Below are 22,485 nucleotides of genomic sequence, written 5' to 3'. Positions count from 1 at the left end.
AGAAGGCCCTTCGCGCTGCCCAAGATGACGGCTGGTTTACTACTTATCGTAGCAGTACCACGAGGCTACGCGCCCCGTGCGCCCCAATCACCAAGGACTGCTCGATATCGGCCGTTTTGGAAGGGCCGGCAATGAACACGCCGTAGGCGCCGGTATGCTGCACGGCGGCGTAGGCATGGTGCATGGTTGCCACGATGTGGCGGTGGTCGAGCACCAGCGCCAGGTGCTGCGTAATCATGGGCAGGGCCCGGTGCAGCATGTTGGCCTCGGGCACCCACACGGCGCCGTTTTCGGCCACTCCCAGCTCACCCTGCAGCACGGCCAAATCCACGGCTTCCAGTACTTCGGTAGTCGTTTGCCCATTTACAGGCACCGTGGCCGGCAGCAGGTTGGAGGCAATGCGAACGGCCTTGGGGAAGAGCTGCTGCACGGCATCTTCCAGGGGCTGGTCGGGTGCCAGGCGCACTACCTGGCCACCGATGAAGTGCAGCCACTCGGTGAACCGCTCCACCGACGCTTCGCCCCCGAAATCGGCGACGGGCGGCAGGGCGGTAGCAGGCGGGCGGTTGGCGCGCACAGCGGCCAGAATGGATTCGCGGGAGCTGCTCATGCTTGGCCGGTTGGGATGGAGGATTGCTGCTCAAACCACTCGCGGAAGCTCTGCTTGGGGGCTTCGGGCAGTTCGCGGGCCTTGGCCCAGGGGTTGAAAGCGGTAGCGTGGGTGAGGCCGTGGGGCAGCAGCCGGAGTCCCTCGCGGGCTACCTTGCCACCGAAGCGGTAGACGCCGGGGCGGGCCAGCACGCTGCTCAGCAGCTTCATGCCCCACTTCTTGGCGGCAGGTAGCTCGTTGGCTTGCGCAATGAGCTGCCGCCACTTGTAGAGCTGGGTGTGGATGTCGATTTTGACCGGGCACACGTCGGTGCAGGAGCCGCAGAGCGTGCTGGCAAATGGCAGGGAGCTGTGCTGATGCAGGTCGATATTGGGCGAGAGAATGGCGCCGATGGGGCCGGGCACGGTAAAATCGTAGCTGTGGCCGCCGCTGCGCCGGTACACCGGGCAGGTGTTCATGCAGGCCCCGCACCGAATGCACTTGAGCGAAGCGCGGAAGTCGGGCCGGCCCAGCTGCCGTGTGCGGCCGTTGTCGACGATGACGATGTGTATCTGCCGGCCGGGCGCGGGCTTGGCAAAGTGCGAGGTGTAGGTGGTGACGGGCTGCCCGGTGGCGCTGCGGGCCAGCAGCCGCGTGAACACGCCCAAATCGGCGGTGCGCGGGATGAGCTTCTCCAGGCCCATGCAGGCAATGTGTACCTGCGCCAGGTTCACGCCCAGGTCGGCGTTGCCCTCGTTGGTGCACACCACCACGGCCCCGGTTTCGGCAATGGCAAAGTTGACGCCGGTAATGGCGACCTGCCCGACGAGAAACTTCTCGCGCAGGTGCAGGCGGGCCGCCTCGGTCAGCGCCTGCGGGTCTTTCTCGCCCTTGGGCGTGCCCAAGTGCAGGTGAAAGGTCTCGCCCACGTCTTCCTTCTTGAGGTGAATGGCTGGCAGCACCAGGTGGCTGGGCGCCTCCTCGCGCAGCTGCACAATCCGCTCCCCCAGGTCGGTGTCAACCACCGCAATGCCGTTCTGCACCAGAAACGGATTGAGGTGGCATTCCTCGGTGAGCATCGATTTGCTTTTCACGAGGCTGGTAGCGCCCACGCCGCGCATAATGCCGAGCACGATGCGGTTGTGCTCGGCGGCGTCGGCGGCCCAGTGCACCTGCACGCCGTTGGCCTGGGCGTTGCGCTCAAACTGCTCCAGGTACTCATCAAGGCGACTGAGGGTGTGCTCCTTGATGTCGGAAGCCAACTGGCGCAGCTGCTGGAACTCCGGAATGGCGTACACGGCCTTGTCGCGCTTCTGGCGTACAAACCAGAGCGTTTCGTCGTGCCAGGTGGTACGCTCCGCGTCGCTGGTGAAGACGGCCGCTCGTTGGGGGTGGTTCATGGATTTGGGGCGCAGTGGTAGTACGACTCCCAAAGTCGCACTACCACTATCGTTGCTGATGTTGGGACGAAGCGGAGATGCCATGGTCGTTCAACGATAGTGGTAGTACGACTTTGGGAGTCGTACTACCACTACGTGCTACAACGCAACCACCGCGCCGGGTACGAAGGTCGAAACCGGCTTGCTGGGCTGCGCTAACGCCGCGTTGAAGATTTCGGCCGCGTGCAGCACGCGCATCGGTAGCTGACGGCGGCGCACAATACCTTCCAGGTGCATCAGGCAGGACATGTCGCCGCCGGTCAGCACCTCGGTACCGTTCTGCAGGTGGTCCTGCACCCTATCCTGCCCCATGCGCGCCGACACGGCTTCTTCGGTGATGCAGAAGGTGCCGCCGAAGCCGCAGCACTCATCGTTGCGGTTCAATTCAGTCAGGGCCAGGCCGTCGACCGAGCGCAGCAGCCGGCTTAGCTGCCCGTCGCGCACCGGCGTCATTTCCGACTCGTTGGCCTGGTGCAGGCCGCGCTGCCCGTGGCAGCTCAGGTGCAGGCCTACTTTGTGCGGAAAGCGGCCCGGCAGCTCCGTTACGCCCAATACCGAGGTAATGAAGTCGAACAAATCATAGGTGGACTGGCGCACGCGCTGCACCTCGGGAGTTTGCTCCACCACGTCGTAGTGCTTGCGCACGTGGTACACGCAGCTGCCCGAGGGCGCCACCACGTAGTCGTAGCCGGCGAAGGTGCGGGCGAAATGGCGGTACACCGGTTTGGCGTCCTGCTCGCAGCCGGTGTTGGCCATGGGCTGGCCGCAGCAGGTTTGCTGGCGCGGAAAATCAGCCCGCACACCCAGTTTTTCCAGCAATTGGTACGTGGCAATGCCCAGCTGCGGGTAAAACTGGTCGACGTAGCACGGAATGAATAAGCCTACTTTCATGGGAGTCTGCTGCCCGTTACGCATTGCCAGTTACCGGTAGTCGTTCAGCCGATTTTCATCGAACGCCCTGGCAACCGACAACCCGCACCGGGCAACGCGTTAGGTAAACAACGGCTGCGTTTTCGACCACGCTTCGCCCTGCACCAGGTGCGACAAAGCACCCAACGCCGTGGCCTGCGGCACTTCCAGCGTGCGAATGTCCAGCTCGGGGAAATGCCAGCTCAGCACCTGCATGAAGGGCGGGTTGCGGGCAAAGCCGCCGTCGACGTACAGGATTTTCTCGTCCTGCCGAATCAGGTTGATAGATTCCTTCAGGATGTCGATCAGGCCGTGCATGAGGTGTTGGTAGGCGTCGCCAGCGGTTTTGAACACCGACAGGTCCCACTCTTCGGCCGGCTGCTCGGGAAACGGGCCGGTGCCCACCATGCACCACGGCCGGAACCGGTGCGAGGCCTCGTCGTAGGGGCGGGCCAGCACCAGGGAGTGGAAGAAATCGGGCTGCACGTGGAAGTAGTTGGCAATGCGCTCCACCTGGTAGTCGTGCTCCCGCCCGAAAAACACGCGCGCGGCCTTGGTCATGTGGCCCTTCGGCGAGAGGTAGCTCAGGCAGTCGCGGCGCAGCAGCTCGGGCGTGAGCGGCTGGTCGTTGAAGGGGTTGAGCGTAATGGCCCAGGTGCCGGTAGACACCAGCAAGAACGGCTCCTCGGTTTGCAGCAAATACGGCAGCACGGCCGCCGAGCTGTCGTGCAGGCCCACGCCCACCAGCACGCCGTCGACCACGGCGGCCACCGAGTCGGTGGTGAGCGGCGCCAGCTTCTCGTCGATGCCTTCGCGCAGCACCCAGTCGTGGTAGTGCTGACGGTTGAAGTCCCACAGGCTGGTGTGGCAGCCCACGGAAGTGTAGTCGCTGAAGGCCTCGCCCGTGATGAGGTACGAGAGGTACTGCGGCAAATGCAGCGAAGTGCGGATGCGGGCGTAGTGCTCGGGGCGGGCGTATTTCAGCCAGTACAGCTGCAGGCCCGAGTTAAGCATGTCGAGCCGGGGCGAGCAGGTTTCGGCGGCAAACTCCTCGGGCGTCTGGCCCAGCGCATCGTAGAACCGGGTGCTCCACTGCGCGGGCAGCGGCTTGAGGTAGTTGTAGAGCGGCAGCACCGGCTGGCCGTTGGCGCCCAAGTGCACAAAGCTGGCCCCGTACGACGTGAAATTCACGCCCTTCACGTGGTAGTGCGGGTTGGTGCGCAGCGCGTGCCAGTGTGTTTGCACCCACTGGGTGAGGCGCGTCAGGCTTTCGCACGGGAAGCCGTCTTCGTCCACGGTTTCGAGGCACACGTGCTGCTTTTCTTCGATAATCTGCCGGTCCTCGTCGAAGAGAATCAGTTTCTTGTTGGTTTTGCCAACGTCGAACACGGCGTAAATCGACTTTTTCATAGGCCGGTGGAAAGGCTCAGTTTGCCGCGCTGCCGAATCAGCTGCTCCCGGATGCGCTCGGCGCGGTAGGCCCCGATGGGGTCGAGGGCGCCGCCGCTCTGGCAGTAGGCCTCCTGCACCAGCGGCCGTACATCGGTCAGGAACGCGTCGCGCAGCAGCTCTTCGGCGCGCACCACGTCGTTGGCGGCCTGGTAGTCGGCCAGCAGCGCGCGGTCGACGAGCAGGGCCTTGGCATAAGCACCCAATATGTTTTCTACCGACTGGAGCAGGTCTTCGAGCGGGTCTTTGGTGTTGTGGCTGGCGTCAATCATGTAGGCCACGGCGGCGTTGGTCACGGCCTCGTCGCGGGCGCCGTCCACCAGCTCGTTGAAGATGAGGAACAGCTGGAAAGGCTTCATGCTGCCCGTGGTCAGGTCGTCGTCGCCGTACATGGAGCCGTTGAAGTGGAAGCCGCCCAGGCGCCCGAAGTGCAGCAGGCGGCCCACAATCTGCTCGATGTTGGTGTTGGGCAAGTGGTGGCCCAAATCGACCAATACCTGCGCCTGCTGGCCCAGCTGCTGGCAAAGCGAGTACGAAGTGCCCCAGTCGGGAATCACCATCGAGTAGAAATTCGGCTCGTAGGGCTTGTACTCGATGAGCATCGTCCAGTCGGAGGGCATGGCCTCGTAGATGGCGGCCAGCGAATCGGCGGTGCGCTGGTAGGCGTGGCGGAAGTGCTGCTGCCCGGGGAAGTTGGAGCCGTCGGCCAGCCACACGGTCAGCGTTTTGGCACCCAGCGCCTCGCCGTGGCGCACGCACTCGATGTTGTGCTGAATGGCCTGCTCGCGGGCGGCCTGCTCGGTGTGGCTGAGCGAGCCAAACTTGTAGGAAGCCGGCTGCTCTTTCTGATCCTGAAAGGTGTTGGAATTCACCGAGTCGATGGTCAGCCGCTGCTCCTGCAACTGCTGCTGCAGGGCCGCCACGTCCTGCGGAATATCCCAGGGAATGTGCAGGGAAATGGAATTCGACGAGCCGTTGAGCTGGTTGAGCAGGCCCACATCTTCCAGCTTTTCTTCGAGGCTGCGCGGCTCGCCGCCCAGCGGGAAGCGGCCGAAGCGCGTGCCGCCGGTGCCCAGCGCCCAGCTCGGAATGGCCACCTGAAACGCGACGAGGCGGCGCACGATGTCCTGCACGTCGAGGCCGCGGCGGCCCAGCAAGTCCTGCGTGTAGGTCAGCCGAAACTGGTGGTCGTCCTGCAGCGGACGGTTGAAGTCGTGGAGGCGTTGGGAAGCGAGCATACAGAACGAAGCGTGAGGAAAAACGGGCGGCCCAGCGGGGTGTAGCCACCCGGCCACGCCCGCTCCGAAGCCATTGCCCAAACGGAACCGGCCCTAAGCGTAAGCAAAGTAGCGGCGGCCCGGCCCCAAACTGTTCTGAACTCTCCTGCCACCCGCGGCTTTTCGCCCCCGGCTACAACGAGCCCCGCCGAATGGTGTAGAACGGGTTCTTCACTTTCTCGCGCTTGCCTTCCAGCAGCAGGCGCGCGGCGGTCTGGCCCATGGCCTCGAAGTCGGTGGAAATAACCGTGATGCCGAGCAGCTCCTTCAGGGTGCTGGTGTTGAACGACAGAATGCCGATTTCGCGCCCCAGCAAAAACGGCGTTTGGCGCACTTTCTTGATGAGCTCGGCCAAGTCGGTGGTTTCCACCACCACGTAGGCGGTGCCGGCCTCCAGTACCTCGTTCATAGCGTTTTCCTTGATGGCGAATTCCTTGTTGTGCTTGCTGCAGTAGAGCCGGAAACCCCAGAAAATTTCGACCGGGTAGTTGTTGCCCACGCCAGGCAGCACCAGCACCAGGCGGCGGTATTTCTCCATCAAATCCTGCACGCCTTCCAAGGCCCCGAAAATGTCCTTGTCGAAGTCCTGGTACACCGTCAGCGGCGGGTGCTTCAGGCCCGGCACGTCTTTGTCGAGCAGCACCAGCTCGCCGGCCGGAATGGAATTCAGAATGCTCAGGTAATCGGCTTTGTCGAGGTCCTGGGTGAAGTGGGGCATCACCACGTAGTGGTTGTACTTGCCCAGGCTCTTCTCCATGATTTCCTGAAACAGCGACGCGCTGTGGTGGTGAATCTGCAAATCCACCGAAGCCCGGTCGCCGAGCGCGTTCAGAAAGGCGTAGTAGATGATTTTCTTGTAGGAGCTGAGCTTGTTGAACACGAGCAGAATCTTCAGCTTGCCCGCGTCGTTGGCCTGCACGTAGTAGCCTTTGCCCTGCACCGAGGTGATGAAACCCCGCGCCCGCAGCTCGCGGTAGGCCTTTTCCACGGTGTCACGGGCTAGGTAGTATTCGGCGCTCAGCTCGCTGATGGAGGGCAGCTGGTCTTCTTTTTTGAGCACGCCCCGCTCGATATCGGCAATAACCGACTGCACAATCTGCTTGTACTTCGGAGTTTTATCGAATGGCTTGAACTGCAGTTTGTACATGCTAACGGGGAGAAAAGAGCACAGGCCATTGTCCTTGATTTCGGCCAACAGAGCTGCCCTGGCGTGGGTGGCGTTGGGCAAGTTCGCCACTTTTTGCGTTCCACGAAACGCGCCGGGGCCTTGCCGTTTTTGGTTTCGGCCAATCAGCAAGCCATTCAGCTGGGTGTCTGGCAAAACAAAAGCCGGCGCCGCCCGAAAGCAGCACCGGCTTTTGCCGTTGCAGGAGTGAAACGCGGTTAGCGCACGAAGGCCATGGCCACGCCGCCGTCCACGTTCAGCACGTTGCCCGTGGATTTGGCCAAGGAGCCATCGACGAATACGCGCACGGCTTTGGCAATGTCCTCGGCCAGCAGCTCTTCGCCCAGCAGGGTGCGCTTGGCGTAGTGGGCGGGCAGCTCGTCCACCGAAATGCCGTAGGCCTTGGCGCGGCCGGCGGCCCAGTCGCCTTCCCAGATTTTGCTGCCGCGCAGCACGGCATCGGGATTCACGGTGTTCACCCGAATCTTGTCGGGGCCCAGCTCGGCAGCCAGCAGGCGGCTCATGTGCAGCTGCGCCGCTTTGGCCGTGCCGTAAGCCACGTTGTTGGGGCCGGCCACGAGGCCGTTTTTGCTGGCAATGTTCACGATGTCGCCCCCGAGTTTCTGCTGACGCAGAATGGCCACGGCTTCCTGGCTCACCAGGAACTGGCCCTTCACCAGCACGTCGTTCAGAATGTCCCAGTCGGCCTGCGTGGTTTCGGCCAGCGGCTTGCTGATAGACAGACCGGCGCAGTTGACGATGATGTCGACGCCGCCGAACTGCAGGATGCTCTGGCGCAGCGCCTCGGCAATGCTGCCGGCATCGGTCACGTTGATGGGCGCGCTCAAGGCGCTGTCTTTGCCGAACTTCTTGCGCAGCTCGTCCTGGGTTTCGTTCAGCCGGTCGCGGTCGACGGCTACCACGCAGGCGCCTTGCTGGAGCAGGGCTTCGCAAATGGCTTTGCCGATGCCGCCGGTGCCGCCCGTCACAAAAGCCACCTTGCCCGACAACGACTTGGGCGGGGCCATGCGCTGCAGCTTGGCTTCTTCCAGGAGCCAGTACTCAATGTTGAACGCCTCTTGCTCGGGCAGGCCCTGGTAGGTACTCACCGCCTCGGCACCCTTCATCACGTTGATGGCGTTGGTGTAGAACTCGGCGGCCACGCGGGCGGTCTGCTTGTCTTTGGCGAAGCTGAACAAGCCCACGCCCGGCCACAGAATGATGACCGGATTCGGGTCGCGCATGGCGGGCGAGTTCGGGTGCTTGCTGCGCTCGTAGTAGGCGGCGTAGTCTTGGCGGTAGGCCTCGAACTGACCTTCCAGGTAGGTTTTCACGCTGGCCGCGTCGCCCTGCATCACGTCGGCGTCGAGCACGAGCGGACGGATTTTGGTGCGCAGGAAGTGGTCGGGGCAGCTGGTGCCTTTCTGGGCCAGGCGCGCCAGGTCGTGGGAGTTGACAAACTCCAGCACGCGGGCGTCGTCGGTGTAGTGACCGAGCATGCGGCGGTGGCCCGAGGCCAAACCGCGCAGCACCGGCATTACGGCGGCGGCCTGGGCGCGGCGCGCGGCGGCATCGAGGGTTTGCGCGCGCTTTACGCCGCCGAAAACCGGGGCCTTTTTGCCGTAGTTGGCCTCCAGGTAGGTGGCGGCCATTTCAATCACCTCCAGGGTGTTGATGTAGGATTCGTAGCTGGTGTTTCCCCAGGTAAAGAGGCCGTGGCCGCCGAGGATAACGCCGCGCAGGCCAGGGTTTTCAGCCACGATTTTCTCCAGCTGCAGGCCCAGGTCGAAGCCCGGCTTCTGCCAGGGCAGCCAGCCCATGGTGTCGCCCCAGATTTCCTTCATGATCTGCTCGCCGTCTTTGCTGGCCGCAATGGCAATCAGCGCGTCGGGGTGCAGGTGGTCGATGTGCTTGAAGGGCAGCAGGCCGTGCAGCGGGGTGTCGATGCTGGGCGTGGCGCACTTGGGGTCGAAGAGGCAGTATTCAAACAACCCCACCATTTCGTCTTCGAACGCCAACCCGCGGTAGCGGTTTTTCAGCTGGTGCAGCTTCTCCACGTACAGGTTGGCGCAGCCGGCTTTGGTCAGCGTACCGATGTCGCCGCCCGAGCCCTTCACCCACATGACCTCGGCGGGCTGGCCGGTAACGGGGTCGGTTTCGGTGATTTTGCAGGAGGTGTTGCCGCCGGCGTAGTTGGTCAGGCGCAAGTCGGCCCCGAGCAGGTTCGAGCGGTACAGAAACAGGGCTACTTCGTCGCCGCTCATCCCGAGCGCCGTGGCCTCGTCCCAGAGGTAGCTGACGTGCTGAAAGGTTAGCGTTTTTTCCATTATTGCGCTTCGGTTGATGTCGCGGAAACGGTAGGGGTTTGCTTTCCAACAAAGTACGCCGCCACCTCAGGCGCCAACCTCCTGCACTCTCCTGTTTGCCCGAAAAAAATGCCGCTGGTTCAGGGCGTTGGCGGGCACCCGAAAAGGCAGCCGCGCTCAGGAGTGCACAGGAGAGTTTGCCGCCCGAATACCAACAGATTTGCTTAAAACCACCGTACCAATGGCCGTAATCTGGGGAGTTATTTTGCATGCGCTGGGCGGCTTTGCGTCCGGCAGCTTCTATTTGCCCTACAAGAAGGTGCAAGGCTGGGCCTGGGAAAGCTATTGGCTGGTGGGCGGCATCGTGTCGTGGCTGATTGCGCCGCTGGTGCTGGGCTCCCTCACCGTGCCGCACCTGTTTGAAGTGCTCCGCCAAGCGCCGCCGGAAACGCTGATGTGGGCCTACATCTGGGGTGTGCTCTGGGGCGTGGGCGGCCTCACGTTTGGCTTGTCGATGCGCTACTTGGGCTTGTCGTTGGGCATGGCCTTCACGCTGGGGTTGTGTGCGGTGTTCGGCACGCTGGTGCCGCCCATCTGGCAGGGCACGTTTCCCTCGCTCATTCAGTCTGCTTCGGGCCAGGTTATCGTGTCGGGGCTGGCGGTGTGCGTCATCGGCATTGTCATTTGCGGGCTGGCCGGCATGATGAAGGAAAAGAACCTGACGGAGGAAGAGAAAAAGGCGTCCATCAGCGAATTCGACATTCGCAAAGGCCTGCTGGTGGCCGTGTTTTCGGGCATCATGAGTGCCTGCTTCTCGTTTGGCCTCACGGCCGGGGAACCGATTGCCAAGCTGGCCGCACAACACGGCGCCGATCCGCTGTTTGTCAACAACGCCACGCTGGTGGTTATCCTGCTCGGCGGCCTGACCACCAACGCCATCTGGACGATCTACCTCAACATCAAGAACAAGACCTACACCGACTACCTCAACCCCACGGCGCCCGCGCTGCGCAACGTGCTGTTTTGCGCCGCCGCGGGCCTCACGTGGTACCTGCAGTTTTTCTTCTACGGCATGGGCGACAGTAAAATGGGCGACTACCGCTTCTCGGGCTGGACGCTGCACATGGCCTTCATCATTGCTTTCAGCTCGCTCTGGGGCCTGTACCTGCACGAATGGCGCGGCGCCAATGCCTCCACCATGCGTACCATTCGCCTCGGTATTCTCACCGTCGTGTTATCGACGGTGGTGGTGGGCTACGGCAACTACCTGGGCTCCTAAAGCCGCCAAGCAGTTCAGCACAACCTAAAAAGGGCAGCCGAGGGACTGCCTTTTTTGGTTTCAGCAAAGAAGCCATTTGACTCCGCGTTGCGCCGAAAAAAGGGTACTCTGCAACGCTCGGCGTCAGGGCAAGGCCGGGCGCAGGGCGTCGGCACTTGTCGCCTTGGCGGCCGCAACCGAAGCTGCCGGGGCTGCGGCGGGCACCACCAAGCGAAACAAGGCGCCGGCGTGGTTACGCAGCTCCATGCGGCCGTCGAGCTGCTCGGCAAGGGACGTGATGAGGCGGCGCCCGAACGAGCCGCTGGTTTGCTGCCACTGCCCGGTTTCGATGCCCGGGCCGTTGTCCTGCACCTCCAGCACCAGCTCCCCGGCAGCCCGCAGCCCCAGGTATACCCGCAATGCCGGGTGCGGCACATGGCGGTAAGCGTGTTTGAAAGCGTTGGTGAGCAACTCGTTCAGAATCAAGCCCAGCGGCACGGCGCGGTCGACGTCCAGCGGCGGATGCTCCACGGTCAGCGTCAGGTCGAGGTCGTCGGGCGAGTAACCGTAGGCCGTCATCAGGCTTTCCACCAGGTCCGTCACGTAGCGCTGCATGTCCACGGTGGTTACGTCGGCGGTTTGGTAGAGGCGCTGGTGCACCAGGGCCATGGCCTCCACGCGCTGCTGCCCTTCGCGCACCGCCTGCACCGCGCCCTCGTCGGTGAGGCGCTTGGCCTGCAGCCGCAACAGGCTCGATACGATGGCCAGGTTGTTTTTCACGCGGTGGTGCAGCTCCTTCATCAGGATGGTGAGCCGCTCGGCCTGCTCGGTAATGCGCAGGTTGTTGTCCGACACGGTGCGGTTGGTGGCGCGCAGCAGCGCGTTTTTCCGCCGAATGATGCGGTACTGCCACGCCGCCAGCCCCAGCAGCAACGACAGCGCCCCCGCGCCCAGGCCCAGTAGCCACAACTGGCGCACCTGGTGGGCGTTTTCCCGGGCCAGTTGCGCAATGCGGGCTTCTTTTTTCTCGATGGCATACGCCGCTTCCACGGTCGCCACGGCCTTGGCAACATCGGCGTTGATGAAGGCGCTTTCGCGCTCCTTCCATTCGTCGAGCAGCTCCACGGCTTGCCGGTAGCGGCCGGCGGCGCGGTAGGCCAGATAGGCCGCTTCCAGCGAGTTGCAGAGGCGGTGCGGGTCGCCGATGGCGCGCCCGAGGGCCAAGGCAGTATCGGCGGTAGCCAGCGCGCGGGGAAGGTTGCCTTGTTGGCGGTAAGCCCAGCTGAGGTTGCGGTAGGCGTGCTCCAGTCCGTTGCGGTTGCCCTGCTCGTGGTACAGCGGAATGGCCCGCCGGAAGTACCCGATAGCCCCGGTCAGGCTTTCGCCACTGTCCATGAGCAGTTGCCCGTAGTTGGCGTAGCTCACCGGCAGGCTCGACGGCCGAAACGGGTGCTGCCGGGCAATGGACATGGCTTTCAGGTAGCAGGGCCGGGCCGAATCGAGACGACCCAGGTCGCGGTAGATGATGCCCAGCGAGAGGTTGGCCCAGCTCAGTTGCGCGTAGTGCGGGCCGCGCAGCGCCGCGGCTTCGGCCAGGCGCGCCAGCCGCAGGCCGCGGCGCGAGAGCAGCCGCACGCCCTGCGCGTCGCCCATGCGCTTGTAGTTCTGGGCCATCATATTGTACGCCGCCGAGCGGCCGTCGTCGAGGTGCAGGGCGTCGAACAGCGTCAGGGCTTTCTGGCCGTAGTAGAGGCTGGAGTCGAACTCGCTGCGGTTGCGCAGGCCGTTGCCAAGCAGAAAGTACCCCTGGGCCAAACCGTAGGTATAGCCTGCGCGGCGTGCTTCCCGCACGATGTAGCGGCTGCTGGCCACGGCCGAATCGTTGTGGCGCAGCAGCTGCTCCTGGGTGAGCCGACACAGCTGCCGCAGGCGCAGCGTATCGGCGGGCGTGGCCGCTGGCCGGGCGGCAGCCGACAGCGCCAGCAGGCACCCAACGCACAAAAGCAAAAGCACACGAAGCATGGCCGCAAAAAATGCCCGGCGCCCAGCCGGAGGAAACAGAACGGAGCCAAGGTAGCAGCCTCGCCCAAGCGTTGCGCCGAAGTGGGGGCCAACGGCGCAAGGCCGGGTGTGAACACTCTTTTTTGGTAGGTCAACCCCGTGCCTTACCGAAACTGAAAGTGCTGCAGGAAGGCCTCTTTGTATTGCCGCCCGAGCGGCACCAGTTGCCCCGCCACGGTCGCCTCGGTTTCGCTGAACGACTCGACGCGCTGGATATTGACGGCGTGGGAGCGGTGCACCCGCACCAGTTGCGGGAACTGCAACCGCTCCAGCATGGCCGTGAGGGTAAGCCGCAGGGCGTATTTGCGCGTGGGCGTTACCAGGGTGGTGTAGGTATTATCGGCCTCCAGCAGCAGAATGTCGCACAGCGGAATGCGCACAAACTGGTGGTTGTACTTGATGAATACGTGGTCGTCGAGCTGCAGAATCGACTCGCGCGACAGGGACTCCCGCTCGGCCGGCGCGGCCGCGGGCAGCACGGCGGGCACGGGCAGCTGGCGCGCAAAGGTGTGGAGGGCCAGCTCGATGGCGGCGCGCAGCCCGGTGGGTGTGGCGGGCTTGGTCATGTAGGCCGCCGGCGTGGTTTGCAGGGCGCGGTCGAGGGTGTCCTTGTCGCCCAGCGCCGTGAGGTAGATAACCGGCACCGCCCGCTGCGCCAGCACCGCCCGGGCCGTTTCGATGCCGTCCAGCTCGCCCTGAATGTGAATGTCGCAGAGCAGCAAATCCACCGGGTGCTGCTCAAACAGCTCCAGCGCCCGACGGCCGGTGCGGGCCGGGCCGATTACGGTATAGCCTTCGGCCTCCAGCATGTCGCTTAGGTCGAGGGCCAGCACGGCTTCGTCTTCCACAATCAGAATCTGAACCCGGTTAGTTGTCATAGCCATATAGCGAAGAAGGACGGCCGGTAGCGTATAGGGCCGGCTTCCAAGTTCGGCAGCGCAGCATAAAGCACCAAACCGAAGTAGGGCCAGCGGCTTTTTCAGCACAGGCACCGACGCCAAAAAGCCGGTGCGGCCCTAAGGCCACCCCGGCTTTAACAGCAACTACCACGCTGTGCCGGCCTGCTACCAGCAGTTCGCCGGCTTATTTGGCTTTGCGAAACGTGTAGCGCGTCATGAAAATGCCTTGGTTGGTGCTGCCGCCGCTCTGCAGCGTTTGCGTGAGCGGCGTTACCTGAAACAGCTCCCAGCCGTCGGTGGTGATTTCGCCGAGGTAGCGCAGAATGGTTTCTTCGTTGGCGCGCACGTTGCTCATGTTGATGCCGGTGAGGCTGAACAGGTTTTCCATCGGCGTCTCCTTCGTGCCCTTGAACTCGGGCGTGAACATGACGCGTGAGCGGCCCAGCCCCCCGGCCACCACCGACTCGATGGTGGTCATTTGCATGTAAAGGTAGCCTTTGCCCTGGGCGCGTACCGCGTGCGGCAACAGAGGCAACAACAGCAACAGCGCGCAGGCGCAGAACCGGGAAAAAGAAGTTTTCATAAACGAGAGAAGTGAGTAAAACGGACTTCCGCAAAGAAAGCCAGAAGCGGCTGCGCTTGCACATTTGGCGCGGTTTCGCCGGCATATTTTCCGTACGCCTCAGCCAATTTCCGCCTGCTCCGGCACGGGCGCCGCGTTGCGGTAACACACCGCCGCGCATGGCGGTATACAGGACTCCACTTCCCTCCTTCCCCGCCATGCCTCCTGCCTTGCACCAGCTGCCGGCCTACGCCGCCGGCTCCCGCCGCCTGCACGTGGTCATCGAAACGCCCAAAGGCAGCCGCAACAAGCTGGCCTTCGACCCCGAGCTGGGCGCGTTCCTGCTCAAAGGCGTACTGCCCGAAGGCAGCTCCTTTCCCTACGATTTCGGCTTTGTGCCCTCAACCCTAGCCGACGACGGCGACCCACTCGACGTGCTCTTGCTGATGGACGCGCCCACCTACCCCGGCACCGTGGTCGAAGCCCGCGTCATCGGCGTGCTCGAAGCCGAACAGCCCGAGAACGGCCACCCGCAGCGCAACGACCGGCTGCTGGCCGTAGCCGCCGAGTCGCGGGAGCACCGCCACCTGCACGACATCGGCGACCTGCCGCCCCAGCTGCTGCGCGAAATCGAGCACTTCTTCGACTCCTACAACCAAGCCAAGGGCCAGCCCTTCCGGGTGGTGCGCCGCAGCGGAAAAAAGCGGGCCGAGGAATTGGTACACAAGGCCCAGGCGGCTGTGAGCTAGCCATTCATACCCGTTATGAACGCCTTTTTTGACCAGCTGCTGGGCCTGAGTGCCGACTCCGACACCATTGAAGCGGGCCAGATGGCAGCGCGGGCCGTACTGGTGTTTTGCGTGGCGTTGGCCTTATTGCGCCTGTCGGGCAAACGCACTTTCGGCAACAGCACTCCGTTCGATGTCGTCATTCAGATCATTCTCGGGGCCGTGCTCAGCCGCGCCGTTGTGGCGGCTTCGCCGTTGGGCGGCACCATCGTAGCCTGCGTGGTGCTGGTGCTCTTGCACCGGCTGCTGGCGTGGGCGGCTTTTCACAACCAAACCGTCGGGCGCATCATCAAGGGCAGCTCCTATGTGCTGGTCGAAAACGGCCGCATCCACTACGGCAACCTGCGCCGCAACAACCTCAGCAAGCGCGACCTGCTCCAGGGCATCCGCGAGGCCGGCGGTACCGACGAGGTTCGCGAAGTAGAAACGGCCCGGCTGGAGCGCGACGGCCGCATCAGCGTAGTGCAGAAGCCAAAGCGCCCTGATTGAGCGTTTCGCAGGGGTTAACTTGCGGCATGCTTACCCGCACCATCCGGTGGGCCGCGCCCGTGCTGTGTGCCGCCGTGCTAGGCTGCCACGCCCGTCAGCCCAGCCTCCCGCCCTCCATCGTTGTCGACCTCATTTACGGCCCTACCTGCCCCAATTCGGCGCAGGTGTACCGCACGGTGCAGCACACCGTGGCCGGCTGGCAGCAGCAACACCCCGAGGTGCAGCACCGCATGCGACTAAACCGCTGGCTGGTGCCCGAAGACGCCCTGCCTACGCCCGCCACCGTGCAGCTCAACGGCCATACTCTCCCGTCCGACACCACCCTGCCCGAGCGCATCCGCGGCTACAGCTCACCTACCGTGCTTGTCGATGGCCGCAACCTCACGGGCGTGGCGCCCCAGCCCGGCCTGCCCGGCTGCGCCGTGCAGCTTCCCGACGAACCGCAGATTCGTGCTGCCCTGGATGCGGCACTTTCCGCGCCGTAGCGGCGGCTATTGGCCCGGCTCATGCATTATCGGCCGATGATGCATTGCCCCTCAACTGCCTTCGCGACAAGTCGCGGGACCCTTTTCGGAATGCCAAAGGGTTTCGAGACTTGTACCAACGGACTTTCGGCGAGGCCAAAGTGTGTTGGTACAAGTAGCGGTGGGGTTTCAGGGAAGCAAAAATGCCCCGCGCCTTGTGCCAACGGCCTTCCGATGATCAGGAAGGCTGTCGGCATTAGGCGCGGGGCACTTAAGGGCATTGGGAAACCGGACCGGTTCTACTCCCGCTTAGTCTTTAGCAGCTGCCGCAGCGAGGCCAACTCGTCGCGGAACTTGGCGGCTTGCAGGAAGTCCAGTTCCTTGGCGGCGGCCTCCATCTGCTTTTCGGTTTGCTTGATGAGCTTTTCCAGGTCGGCGCGGTTCATCATGGCCACCACCGGCTCGGCCGCAATGGCCAGCCCAATGCCGTTTTCATCGGGGCCGGCGTAGGCCTGCGGCTCGGGAATGCGGAAGTCCGACAGCGAAGTCTGGTCCATAATGGCCTCGCGCGACTTGCGCACGGTGCGCGGCGTGATGCCGTGCTCCTCGTTGTAGGCCATCTGGGTGGCGCGGCGGCGGTTGGTTTCGTCCATGGCGCGCTGCATCGAGCCGGTAATGCGGTCGGCGTACATGATGACTTTGCCGCGGTCGTTACGGGCGGCGCGGCCCATGGTCTGGATCAGGCTGCGCTGGTCGCGCAGGAAGCCTTCCTTGTCGGCATCCAGAATGGCAACCAACGACACTTCCGGCAAGTCCAGGCCTTCGCGCAGCAGGTTCACGCCGATGAGCACGTCGATTTCGCCCAGGCGCAACTGCCGCAGAATTTCCACGCGGTCGAGCGTTTTCACGTCGGAGTGCACGTAGCTCACCTTGATGTTGAGGCGCTCCATGTACTTGGTCAACTCCTCGGCCATGCGCTTGGTCAGCGTCGTCACCAGCACCCGGTCGCCCATTTTCACGCGGTTGTCCACTTCGTCGAGCAAGTCGTCGATTTGGTTGATGCTGGGCCGGATTTCGATTTCCGGGTCAAGCAAACCGGTGGGGCGAATAATCTGTTCCACCACTACGCCACCGGAGCGCTCCAGCTCGTAGTCGGCCGGGGTGGCCGACACGAAAATGGCTTGCTGGTACATGCTCTCGAACTCGTTGAACGTGAGCGGGCGGTTGTCCATGGCACTCGGCAACCGGAAACCGTACTCCACCAGGGCCGTTTTACGGCTCCGGTCGCCGCCCCACATGGCCCGAATCTGGGGCATGGTGGCGTGGCTTTCGTCGACAACGAGCAGGTAATCTTTGGGAAAGTAGTCGAGCAAACAGAACGGCCGGGCACCGGGGGCCCGCCGGTCGAAGTAGCGCGAGTAGTTCTCGATGCCCGAGCAGTAGCCCAGTTCCCGAATCATTTCCAGGTCGAACTCGGTGCGCTCCACAATGCGCTTGGCTTCGCTGTCACGCCCTTCTTTCTCGAAGTAGGCGTGCTGCTGCACCATGTCGTACTGAATTTCCTTGATGGCCTGGTTGAGCGTGTCTTTGCCGGTCACGAAGAGGTTGGCCGGGAAAATCGACACCTCTTTTTCTTCCATGATTTTCTTCCCCGAATCGGGCTCAATGCGGTGAATGGCCTCGATTTCGTCGCCGAAGAAGAAGACGCGATAAGCGTAGTCGAGGTAGGCCGGAAAGATGTCCACCGTGTCGCCCTTCACGCGGAAGGTGCCGCGGGTGAATTCCTGCTCGGTGCGGGCGTACAGAATCTGCACGAACTGGTAGAGCAGGTTGTTGCGCGAGAATTTCAGCCCCGGCCGCAGAAAAATCAGGTTCTTCCCGAATTCCTCGGGGTTGCCAATGCCGTAGATGCACGACACCGACGCCACCACAATCACGTCGCGCCGCCCACTGAGCAAGGACGACGTAGCGTGCAGCCGCAGCTTCTCGATTTCCTGGTTGATGGCCAGGTCTTTCTCGATGAACACGTCCGTCGACGCGATGTAGGCCTCGGGCTGGTAGTAGTCGTAGTAGCTGATGTAGTACTCGACGGCGTTGTTGGGGAAGAAAGCCTTGAACTCGCCGTAGAGCTGGGCAGCCAGGGTTTTGTTGTGGGCCAGAATCAAGGCCGGGCGGCCCGTTTGGGCAATGACATTGGCTACGGTAAACGTCTTGCCGGTACCCGTGGCCCCCAGCAGCACCTGCGACGGTTCGCCCGATTCGACGCCGGCCGCGAGTTGGGCAATGGCTTTGGGCTGGTCGCCGGTGGGCTTGAAATCAGAGGTCAGTTGAAACTCCATGCGGCGCGAAATTGAGCGGGAAAGATAACCCTTCTTAACTCCGACTGCAGGCGGGAGGTTTCCGCTGAAAAAAAGAAAAACCCGCCGCCCGGTGTGGGCGGCGGGTTTGCAACAGAACTACAGCAGCAGCGGGCGCGGGCAACGCGCTTCTACGGCTGCGCGTCGGGTTTGCGGGCGCCGAACTCCACGCTGGCGGCCAGGCCAATGGAGTACGGTTTGGTGCGCTCCAGCCAGGTGCCACTGGCATTGGCATTCAGGGTGTTCAAGCCTACCTCGGCTTCGGGGCCAATCATGAACTTCCACGGGGCTTTGGCCGAGGCAAACTGCACACCCATGTCGCCGCGGGCCGAGGCCAGCAGGCGGTTGTAGGAAACCTCGTCAGCCACTTCCTGCCCATCGGCTTCGAGGCGGTTGCGCAGCAGCACGTTCACGGCCGCGCCCACGGCCGCATACACCGACCACCCCGATTTCTGCCCGCTGTAGCGCGCCTGTACCGGCACGCCGGCCGTAGCAAAATGGTAGCGGGCGGCGCGTTGCGCCGGCTGCCGATAGGCCACCATGGGCGTGCCGTTGGGGTAAAGATTGGTGGGGTTTTCCTCCACCGTGGTGTTGCCGGCAATGCTGGCCACTTCTCCTCCCGTTACAATGCTCCACCGCTTGCCCACCTGCAGGCTGCCGCCCAGTTGCCCGCGGTGGGCAATGCCAGCGGCCAGCACCGGAACGGTCTTGGTAATGAACTTGGCCGGGCGGCTCATCGACGGCGAATTGGTAACGGCCGGGAACCCCGCGTCGGCAACGGACACGCTGCTTACCGCAAAGTTGGGCACAAAGCGCGAGGCCGAGTACCCGCCGCGCCAGCGCCAGTTGCGGGCGGCCGGGGCGTGCTTGTCGTCCTCCGCTTGCGGGCCAGGCGCTTCGGCAAAAGCCAGCATGGGCGGCGCCTGGTGCAAGAAGGCCTTGAGCGAATCGGGGCGGCCGAAGCCGGCGCCACCGCGCAATGAAGCTGCTACCGGATTCAGCAGGTCGGCCTCCATACGAAGCCCAGCCAGCGAAGCCACGGCGTCGGCGCCGGAGTAGGCGGCCTCGGAACGGCTGCCGAACCCAGCCGCAACCGACGAGGTGCCGGCGGCGCGGCCCATGCCGGCAATAGCCCGCTCTTGGCTGCCAGAAGCGGCAAGGCTGCTGCCGAGGCCCGACATAGCTGCCCGGGCACGCTGCTGATTCACGCCCTGCTCTGATGCTTGGGCAGCTTCTGCCCCGGCTTGCGCGAAGCCCTGTTCGGCAGCGGTACCGGCGGCGAGGCCCGAGTTCATAGGCTGCGAGCTGGCAGAGGCCAGCCCTTGCGTCGTTTCAGCCTCGGCCGCGGCGCGGCGCTCGACCGGCTCCGTCGCTGCATTTGGAGCAATGGTTTCGCGTAGCGTAGCAACAGCGGCCACCTCAGAAGAAGCACGGGTGGAGCGGCCTTGCTGCGTGAGCCAGGCCCCGCCGCTGAGCGTGGCCACGGCGCAGGCCGCCGCGGCAGCCCAGCGCCACACACCCAGCCGACGGCGGTAGCCTTCGTTCTGACGCACCAGCAGGTCGTGGTCGAGCCGCTCCCACACGTCGGCGCGGGGCGTTAGTTCGGCGTCGGCAAACTTCTGGCGGAACAAGTCCTCCAGGTTGCCGGTGGGCCGCTGCTCGGGGGTATTATCGGTAGACGGAATCATTGTGGCGGTAATCGAGGCGTTCCAGCTTGGTTTTGAGAATGACGCGGGCGCGGGCGTACTGCGACTTGCTGGTTCCTTCCGAAATGCCCAGCATGTCGCCGATTTCTTTGTGGCCGTAACCTTCGATGGCGAACAGGTTGAACACCATGCGGTAGCGCGGTGCCAAATCCTGAATCATTTTCAACAACTCTTCAAACGAGTAATTCGACAGAATGAACTCCTCGTCGGCAATGGTTTCGGGGTATTCGTTTTCGGTAACGGCCAGCATGGCGGCGCTGCGGCGGTGCTGGCGCAGGGCGGCGTTGATCATGATGCGCCGAATCCAGAACTCCAGCGGGCATTCGCGCCGGAACAGCCGCAGGTTGTTGTACACCGTCACAAAGCCTTCCTGCAGCACGTCTTCGGCCTCGAAGGTGGTGGTGGCGTAGCGCATGCACACGGCCAGCATGCGGCTGGCGTAGCGCACGTAGAGTTCCTTTTGCGCCACCCGGCTTCCGGCCAGGCAGGCGTCAATCAACTCGGCTTCGGTCCATTTGGCCGACGGTTGCAGCGGCTTCACGGGCATGGCGGTGGGTTGGTTGACTTGCGGCTCGGCCGTGGGCGCCAAGGCGCCGAACAGCTTGCTCACTCCGCCGCCCGAAAGCGACGCAGCCAAGGCACTCATTGTCCGCTCCGGCCCGCGGGTCCGGTATTGGGGCCTGCCGCGGCCAGGCGGCGGTCAGGCGGATAAGGAAAGTAGCTGCGCGTCATACGCCTATTGGTCACTACTGTGAAGGTGCGGCCTTGCGGGCCAGTGTGGATATGAGTCGGGGGAGGCAGCCGGGGTTGCAAGCCGCGTATTTTTTTCTGGTACGCGCCGCCGAAACCACCGCCGCAGCTCGCTAAAGCAGGTTTTGGGCCTTGATGAGGGCGTTGAACGAGTCGCGGTAGGTGTCGCCGATGGGCAGCAGGCGGCCGGCTACCTGCACTTTGCCGCGCTCCACGTGCTCGATGCGGTTGAGGGCCACGATGTAGGACTTGTGGATGCGCGCAAACCGCTCGGGCGGCAGCACTTCCTCCACCCGCCGAAACGACTGCAGGGTAAGAATCTTGCTGCCTTCGGTGTAAATCATCAGGTACTCCTTCATGCCCTCGATGTAAAGGATGTCATCGAAAGCCACGCGCTGCAGGCGGTGCTCGTTTTTGACAAACATGGCATCGGGCGCGGCGGGCAGCGCGGCAGCTTCGGCGGGCGGCGCAGCAGCCGGCAACGGGGTAGCGGCCGCCTGGGTTTGGGTGCGCACTTTGTTCACGGCCTGCAAAAACCGGTCGAAGCCGATGGGCTTGAGCAGGTAGTCGACGGCGCTCAGCTCGTAGCTCTGCACGGCGTACTGGTTGTAGGCCGTGGTGAAGATGACGTGCGGGCCGGGCTTGGGCAGCAGCTGCACCAGTTGCAGGCCGGTGATGCGCGGCATGTGAATATCGACGAACACGATGTCGACGGGATGATCCTGCACGAAGGCCAGCGCCACCAGCGCGTCGTGAAACTGGCCTTTCAGCTCCAGCCCGGGCACCTGCTCGCAGTAGCCGGCTAGCAGGTCGAGGGCCAGGGGTTCGTCGTCGATAATCACGCAGGTAAGCGGACGCATACTATAGAGGCAAAGAGGAGGAAAAAAGCGGGGCGCCGTAGGGCAAGTTACTCGTTGCGCAGGGTAAGCACCACCTCGTGCTGGCCACCGGGCTTACTGACGGTCAGGCTGTAGCGGCCGGGGTACAGCAGCTCGAGGCGGCGGTGCAAATTGGTGAGGCCCACGCCGCCGGGCTGGTCGAGCGGGTGCGTGCCTTCGGGGGCCACGGGGTTGCGCACGGCAAAGCGTAGCTCGTGGTTCGCCTTTATATGGAGGCTGATGACCACAACCGGCCGGGCCGACAAGTCGCCGTGCTTGAAAGCGTTTTCGACGAGTGGCAGCAGCAGCATGGGCGCAATGGGGAAGTCGGCGGCGGCGGGCAGGCCCTGGCTTTCGAACACGATGGCGTCGGTGGCACCGGCCGGCAGGCGCAGGCGCTGCAAATCGAGGAAACTGCGCAAATGGGCCAATTCCTTTTCCAGCGGCACGGTGTCGGCACTGCTCTCGTAGAGCATGTAGCGCATGATTTCGGCCAAGCGCAACACGGCCTCCGGGGCGCGGTCGGACTTCTGGCTGGCTAAGGAGTAGATGTTGTTGAGCGTGTTGAAGAGGAAGTGCGGGTTGACCTGCATTTTCAGGAGCGACAACTCGGTGAGCAGCTGCTGGCGCTCCAGCTCCCGGCGGTTGCGCTGCACCAGCAGGTAGTCGCCGGTAATTTTCACGCCCGAGCTGAAGAAAATGGTCATCAGGCCCGTCACCACACCCGCTACGGTGTAGGCCATCCAGCGGCTGTGCGGTTCGTTAAATTGGGTGAGGGGCTGCAGCAGTACGGCGCTACCGATGCGCAAGGGAATAAACAGCGCCAGCAGGCCCAGCACCCCGAGGGCAAACGCGCCCAGCCGGCTCTGCGTGAGGGTGCGGGGAATGAGCACCACCCAGTTGAAATAGAACAGCAGCGAGGCCAGGGCGTCGTTGACTACCAAACGCGTGAGGTGCTGGGGCCAGGCCGGCGGCATTTTGCCGTTCATCGACGACACGGTCTGGAGCACATCGGTACTCGCCAGCACCGACAGCCAGAGCACGTGCACCCACCACGGTACCGCGGTGGGTGCCTCGGCCGTGGCGGCGAGGCGCGTCGAGCGCAACGGCAGGCTGATATGGAAACGACGGGGCAAGGA

Annotated in this window: 19 protein-coding genes; 4 read left to right on the top strand and 15 right to left on the bottom strand. The window is 63.5% G+C overall.

Annotated features, from left to right (window positions below):
* Positions 1 to 43 precede the first annotated feature (43 nt).
* The 7 genes from F0P96_RS15710 to F0P96_RS15680 all read right to left on the bottom strand — a co-directional run bounded on the left by F0P96_RS15710 (position 44) and on the right by F0P96_RS15680 (position 9,155).
* Positions 44 to 610: a LutC/YkgG family protein gene (locus F0P96_RS15710; protein WP_151079857.1), complete on the bottom strand. Its 567-nt coding sequence runs from the start codon at positions 608 to 610 to the stop codon at positions 44 to 46.
* Complete coding sequence (locus tag F0P96_RS15705; protein ID WP_151079856.1) at positions 607 to 1,989, bottom strand: lactate utilization protein B; 1,383 nt, start codon at positions 1,987 to 1,989, stop codon at positions 607 to 609. The genes F0P96_RS15710 and F0P96_RS15705 overlap by 4 nt, the downstream gene beginning before the upstream one ends.
* A gap of 138 nt (positions 1,990 to 2,127) precedes the next feature.
* Positions 2,128 to 2,919 (bottom strand): (Fe-S)-binding protein, encoded by a 792-nt coding sequence (locus F0P96_RS15700; protein WP_151079855.1) that lies wholly within the window; start codon positions 2,917 to 2,919, stop codon positions 2,128 to 2,130.
* Positions 2,920 to 3,018: 99 nt separating this feature from the next.
* Positions 3,019 to 4,347 carry an FGGY-family carbohydrate kinase gene (locus F0P96_RS15695; protein ID WP_151079854.1) on the bottom strand — a complete coding sequence of 443 codons (1,329 nt, stop codon included), beginning with the start codon at positions 4,345 to 4,347 and terminating at the stop codon, positions 3,019 to 3,021.
* Positions 4,344 to 5,624, bottom strand: coding sequence for a sugar isomerase (locus F0P96_RS15690; RefSeq protein WP_151079853.1), 1,281 nt, complete (start codon positions 5,622 to 5,624; stop codon positions 4,344 to 4,346). The genes F0P96_RS15695 and F0P96_RS15690 overlap by 4 nt, the downstream gene beginning before the upstream one ends.
* A 172-nt stretch (positions 5,625 to 5,796) precedes the next feature.
* A complete protein-coding gene (locus tag F0P96_RS15685; RefSeq protein ID WP_151079852.1) occupies positions 5,797 to 6,810 on the bottom strand; it encodes a GntR family transcriptional regulator in 1,014 nt (337 codons plus the stop codon).
* A gap of 236 nt (positions 6,811 to 7,046) precedes the next feature.
* Positions 7,047 to 9,155, bottom strand: coding sequence for a bifunctional aldolase/short-chain dehydrogenase (locus F0P96_RS15680; RefSeq protein ID WP_151079851.1), 2,109 nt, complete (start codon positions 9,153 to 9,155; stop codon positions 7,047 to 7,049).
* Between the two features lie 220 nt (positions 9,156 to 9,375).
* Between F0P96_RS15680 and rhaT the strand changes: the two genes are divergently transcribed.
* Positions 9,376 to 10,413 carry an L-rhamnose/proton symporter RhaT gene (gene rhaT / locus F0P96_RS15675; protein ID WP_151079850.1) on the top strand — a complete coding sequence of 346 codons (1,038 nt, stop codon included), beginning with the start codon at positions 9,376 to 9,378 and terminating at the stop codon, positions 10,411 to 10,413.
* A gap of 123 nt (positions 10,414 to 10,536) precedes the next feature.
* On the opposite strand, the gene F0P96_RS15670 is transcribed toward rhaT, so the two are convergent.
* From F0P96_RS15670 to F0P96_RS15660, 3 genes are all read right to left on the bottom strand, one after another.
* Positions 10,537 to 12,414, bottom strand: a complete 1,878-nt coding sequence (locus tag F0P96_RS15670; protein ID WP_151079849.1) for a sensor histidine kinase — start codon at positions 12,412 to 12,414, stop codon at positions 10,537 to 10,539.
* Positions 12,415 to 12,557: 143 nt separating this feature from the next.
* Entirely contained in the window at positions 12,558 to 13,337 is a 780-nt protein-coding gene (locus tag F0P96_RS15665; protein WP_338074400.1) for a response regulator, read from the bottom strand.
* Between the two features lie 199 nt (positions 13,338 to 13,536).
* Positions 13,537 to 13,935, bottom strand: coding sequence for a hypothetical protein (locus F0P96_RS15660; RefSeq protein WP_151079848.1), 399 nt, complete (start codon positions 13,933 to 13,935; stop codon positions 13,537 to 13,539).
* A 197-nt stretch (positions 13,936 to 14,132) separates the two neighbouring features.
* On the opposite strand from F0P96_RS15660, the gene F0P96_RS15655 reads away from it, so the two are divergent.
* The 3 genes from F0P96_RS15655 to F0P96_RS15645 are packed head-to-tail and all read left to right on the top strand — an operon-like array spanning position 14,133 to position 15,676.
* Entirely contained in the window at positions 14,133 to 14,663 is a 531-nt protein-coding gene (locus F0P96_RS15655; RefSeq protein ID WP_160620352.1) for an inorganic diphosphatase, read from the top strand.
* A gap of 15 nt (positions 14,664 to 14,678) precedes the next feature.
* Positions 14,679 to 15,191: a DUF421 domain-containing protein gene (locus tag F0P96_RS15650; RefSeq protein ID WP_151079846.1), complete on the top strand. Its 513-nt coding sequence runs from the start codon at positions 14,679 to 14,681 to the stop codon at positions 15,189 to 15,191.
* 26 nt (positions 15,192 to 15,217) lie between these two features.
* Positions 15,218 to 15,676, top strand: coding sequence for a hypothetical protein (locus F0P96_RS15645; protein WP_151079845.1), 459 nt, complete (start codon positions 15,218 to 15,220; stop codon positions 15,674 to 15,676).
* 278 nt (positions 15,677 to 15,954) lie between these two features.
* On the opposite strand, the gene uvrB is transcribed toward F0P96_RS15645, so the two are convergent.
* The 5 genes from uvrB to F0P96_RS15620 all read right to left on the bottom strand — a co-directional run bounded on the left by uvrB (position 15,955) and on the right by F0P96_RS15620 (position 22,482).
* Positions 15,955 to 17,994, bottom strand: a complete 2,040-nt coding sequence (gene uvrB / locus F0P96_RS15640; protein WP_151079844.1) for an excinuclease ABC subunit UvrB — start codon at positions 17,992 to 17,994, stop codon at positions 15,955 to 15,957.
* 149 nt (positions 17,995 to 18,143) lie between these two features.
* Positions 18,144 to 19,700: a hypothetical protein gene (locus F0P96_RS15635; RefSeq protein ID WP_151079843.1), complete on the bottom strand. Its 1,557-nt coding sequence runs from the start codon at positions 19,698 to 19,700 to the stop codon at positions 18,144 to 18,146.
* Complete coding sequence (locus tag F0P96_RS15630) at positions 19,681 to 20,328, bottom strand: RNA polymerase sigma factor (RefSeq protein WP_235917491.1); 648 nt, start codon at positions 20,326 to 20,328, stop codon at positions 19,681 to 19,683. The genes F0P96_RS15635 and F0P96_RS15630 overlap by 20 nt, the downstream gene beginning before the upstream one ends.
* 253 nt (positions 20,329 to 20,581) lie before the next feature.
* The gene (locus F0P96_RS15625) at positions 20,582 to 21,328 is read right to left on the bottom strand and encodes a LytR/AlgR family response regulator transcription factor (protein ID WP_151079841.1); all 747 of its coding nucleotides are present in this window, start codon (positions 21,326 to 21,328) and stop codon (positions 20,582 to 20,584) included.
* Positions 21,329 to 21,375: 47 nt separating this feature from the next.
* Complete coding sequence (locus F0P96_RS15620) at positions 21,376 to 22,482, bottom strand: sensor histidine kinase (RefSeq protein ID WP_160620350.1); 1,107 nt, start codon at positions 22,480 to 22,482, stop codon at positions 21,376 to 21,378.
* Positions 22,483 to 22,485: the final 3 nt, after the last annotated feature.

The sequence above is a fragment of the Hymenobacter busanensis genome (assembly GCF_008727865.1).
GTDB lineage: Bacteria > Bacteroidota > Bacteroidia > Cytophagales > Hymenobacteraceae > Solirubrum > Solirubrum busanense.
Note: the sequence above shows the minus strand (reverse complement) of the source record. Positions and strands in the feature narration are given on the sequence as shown.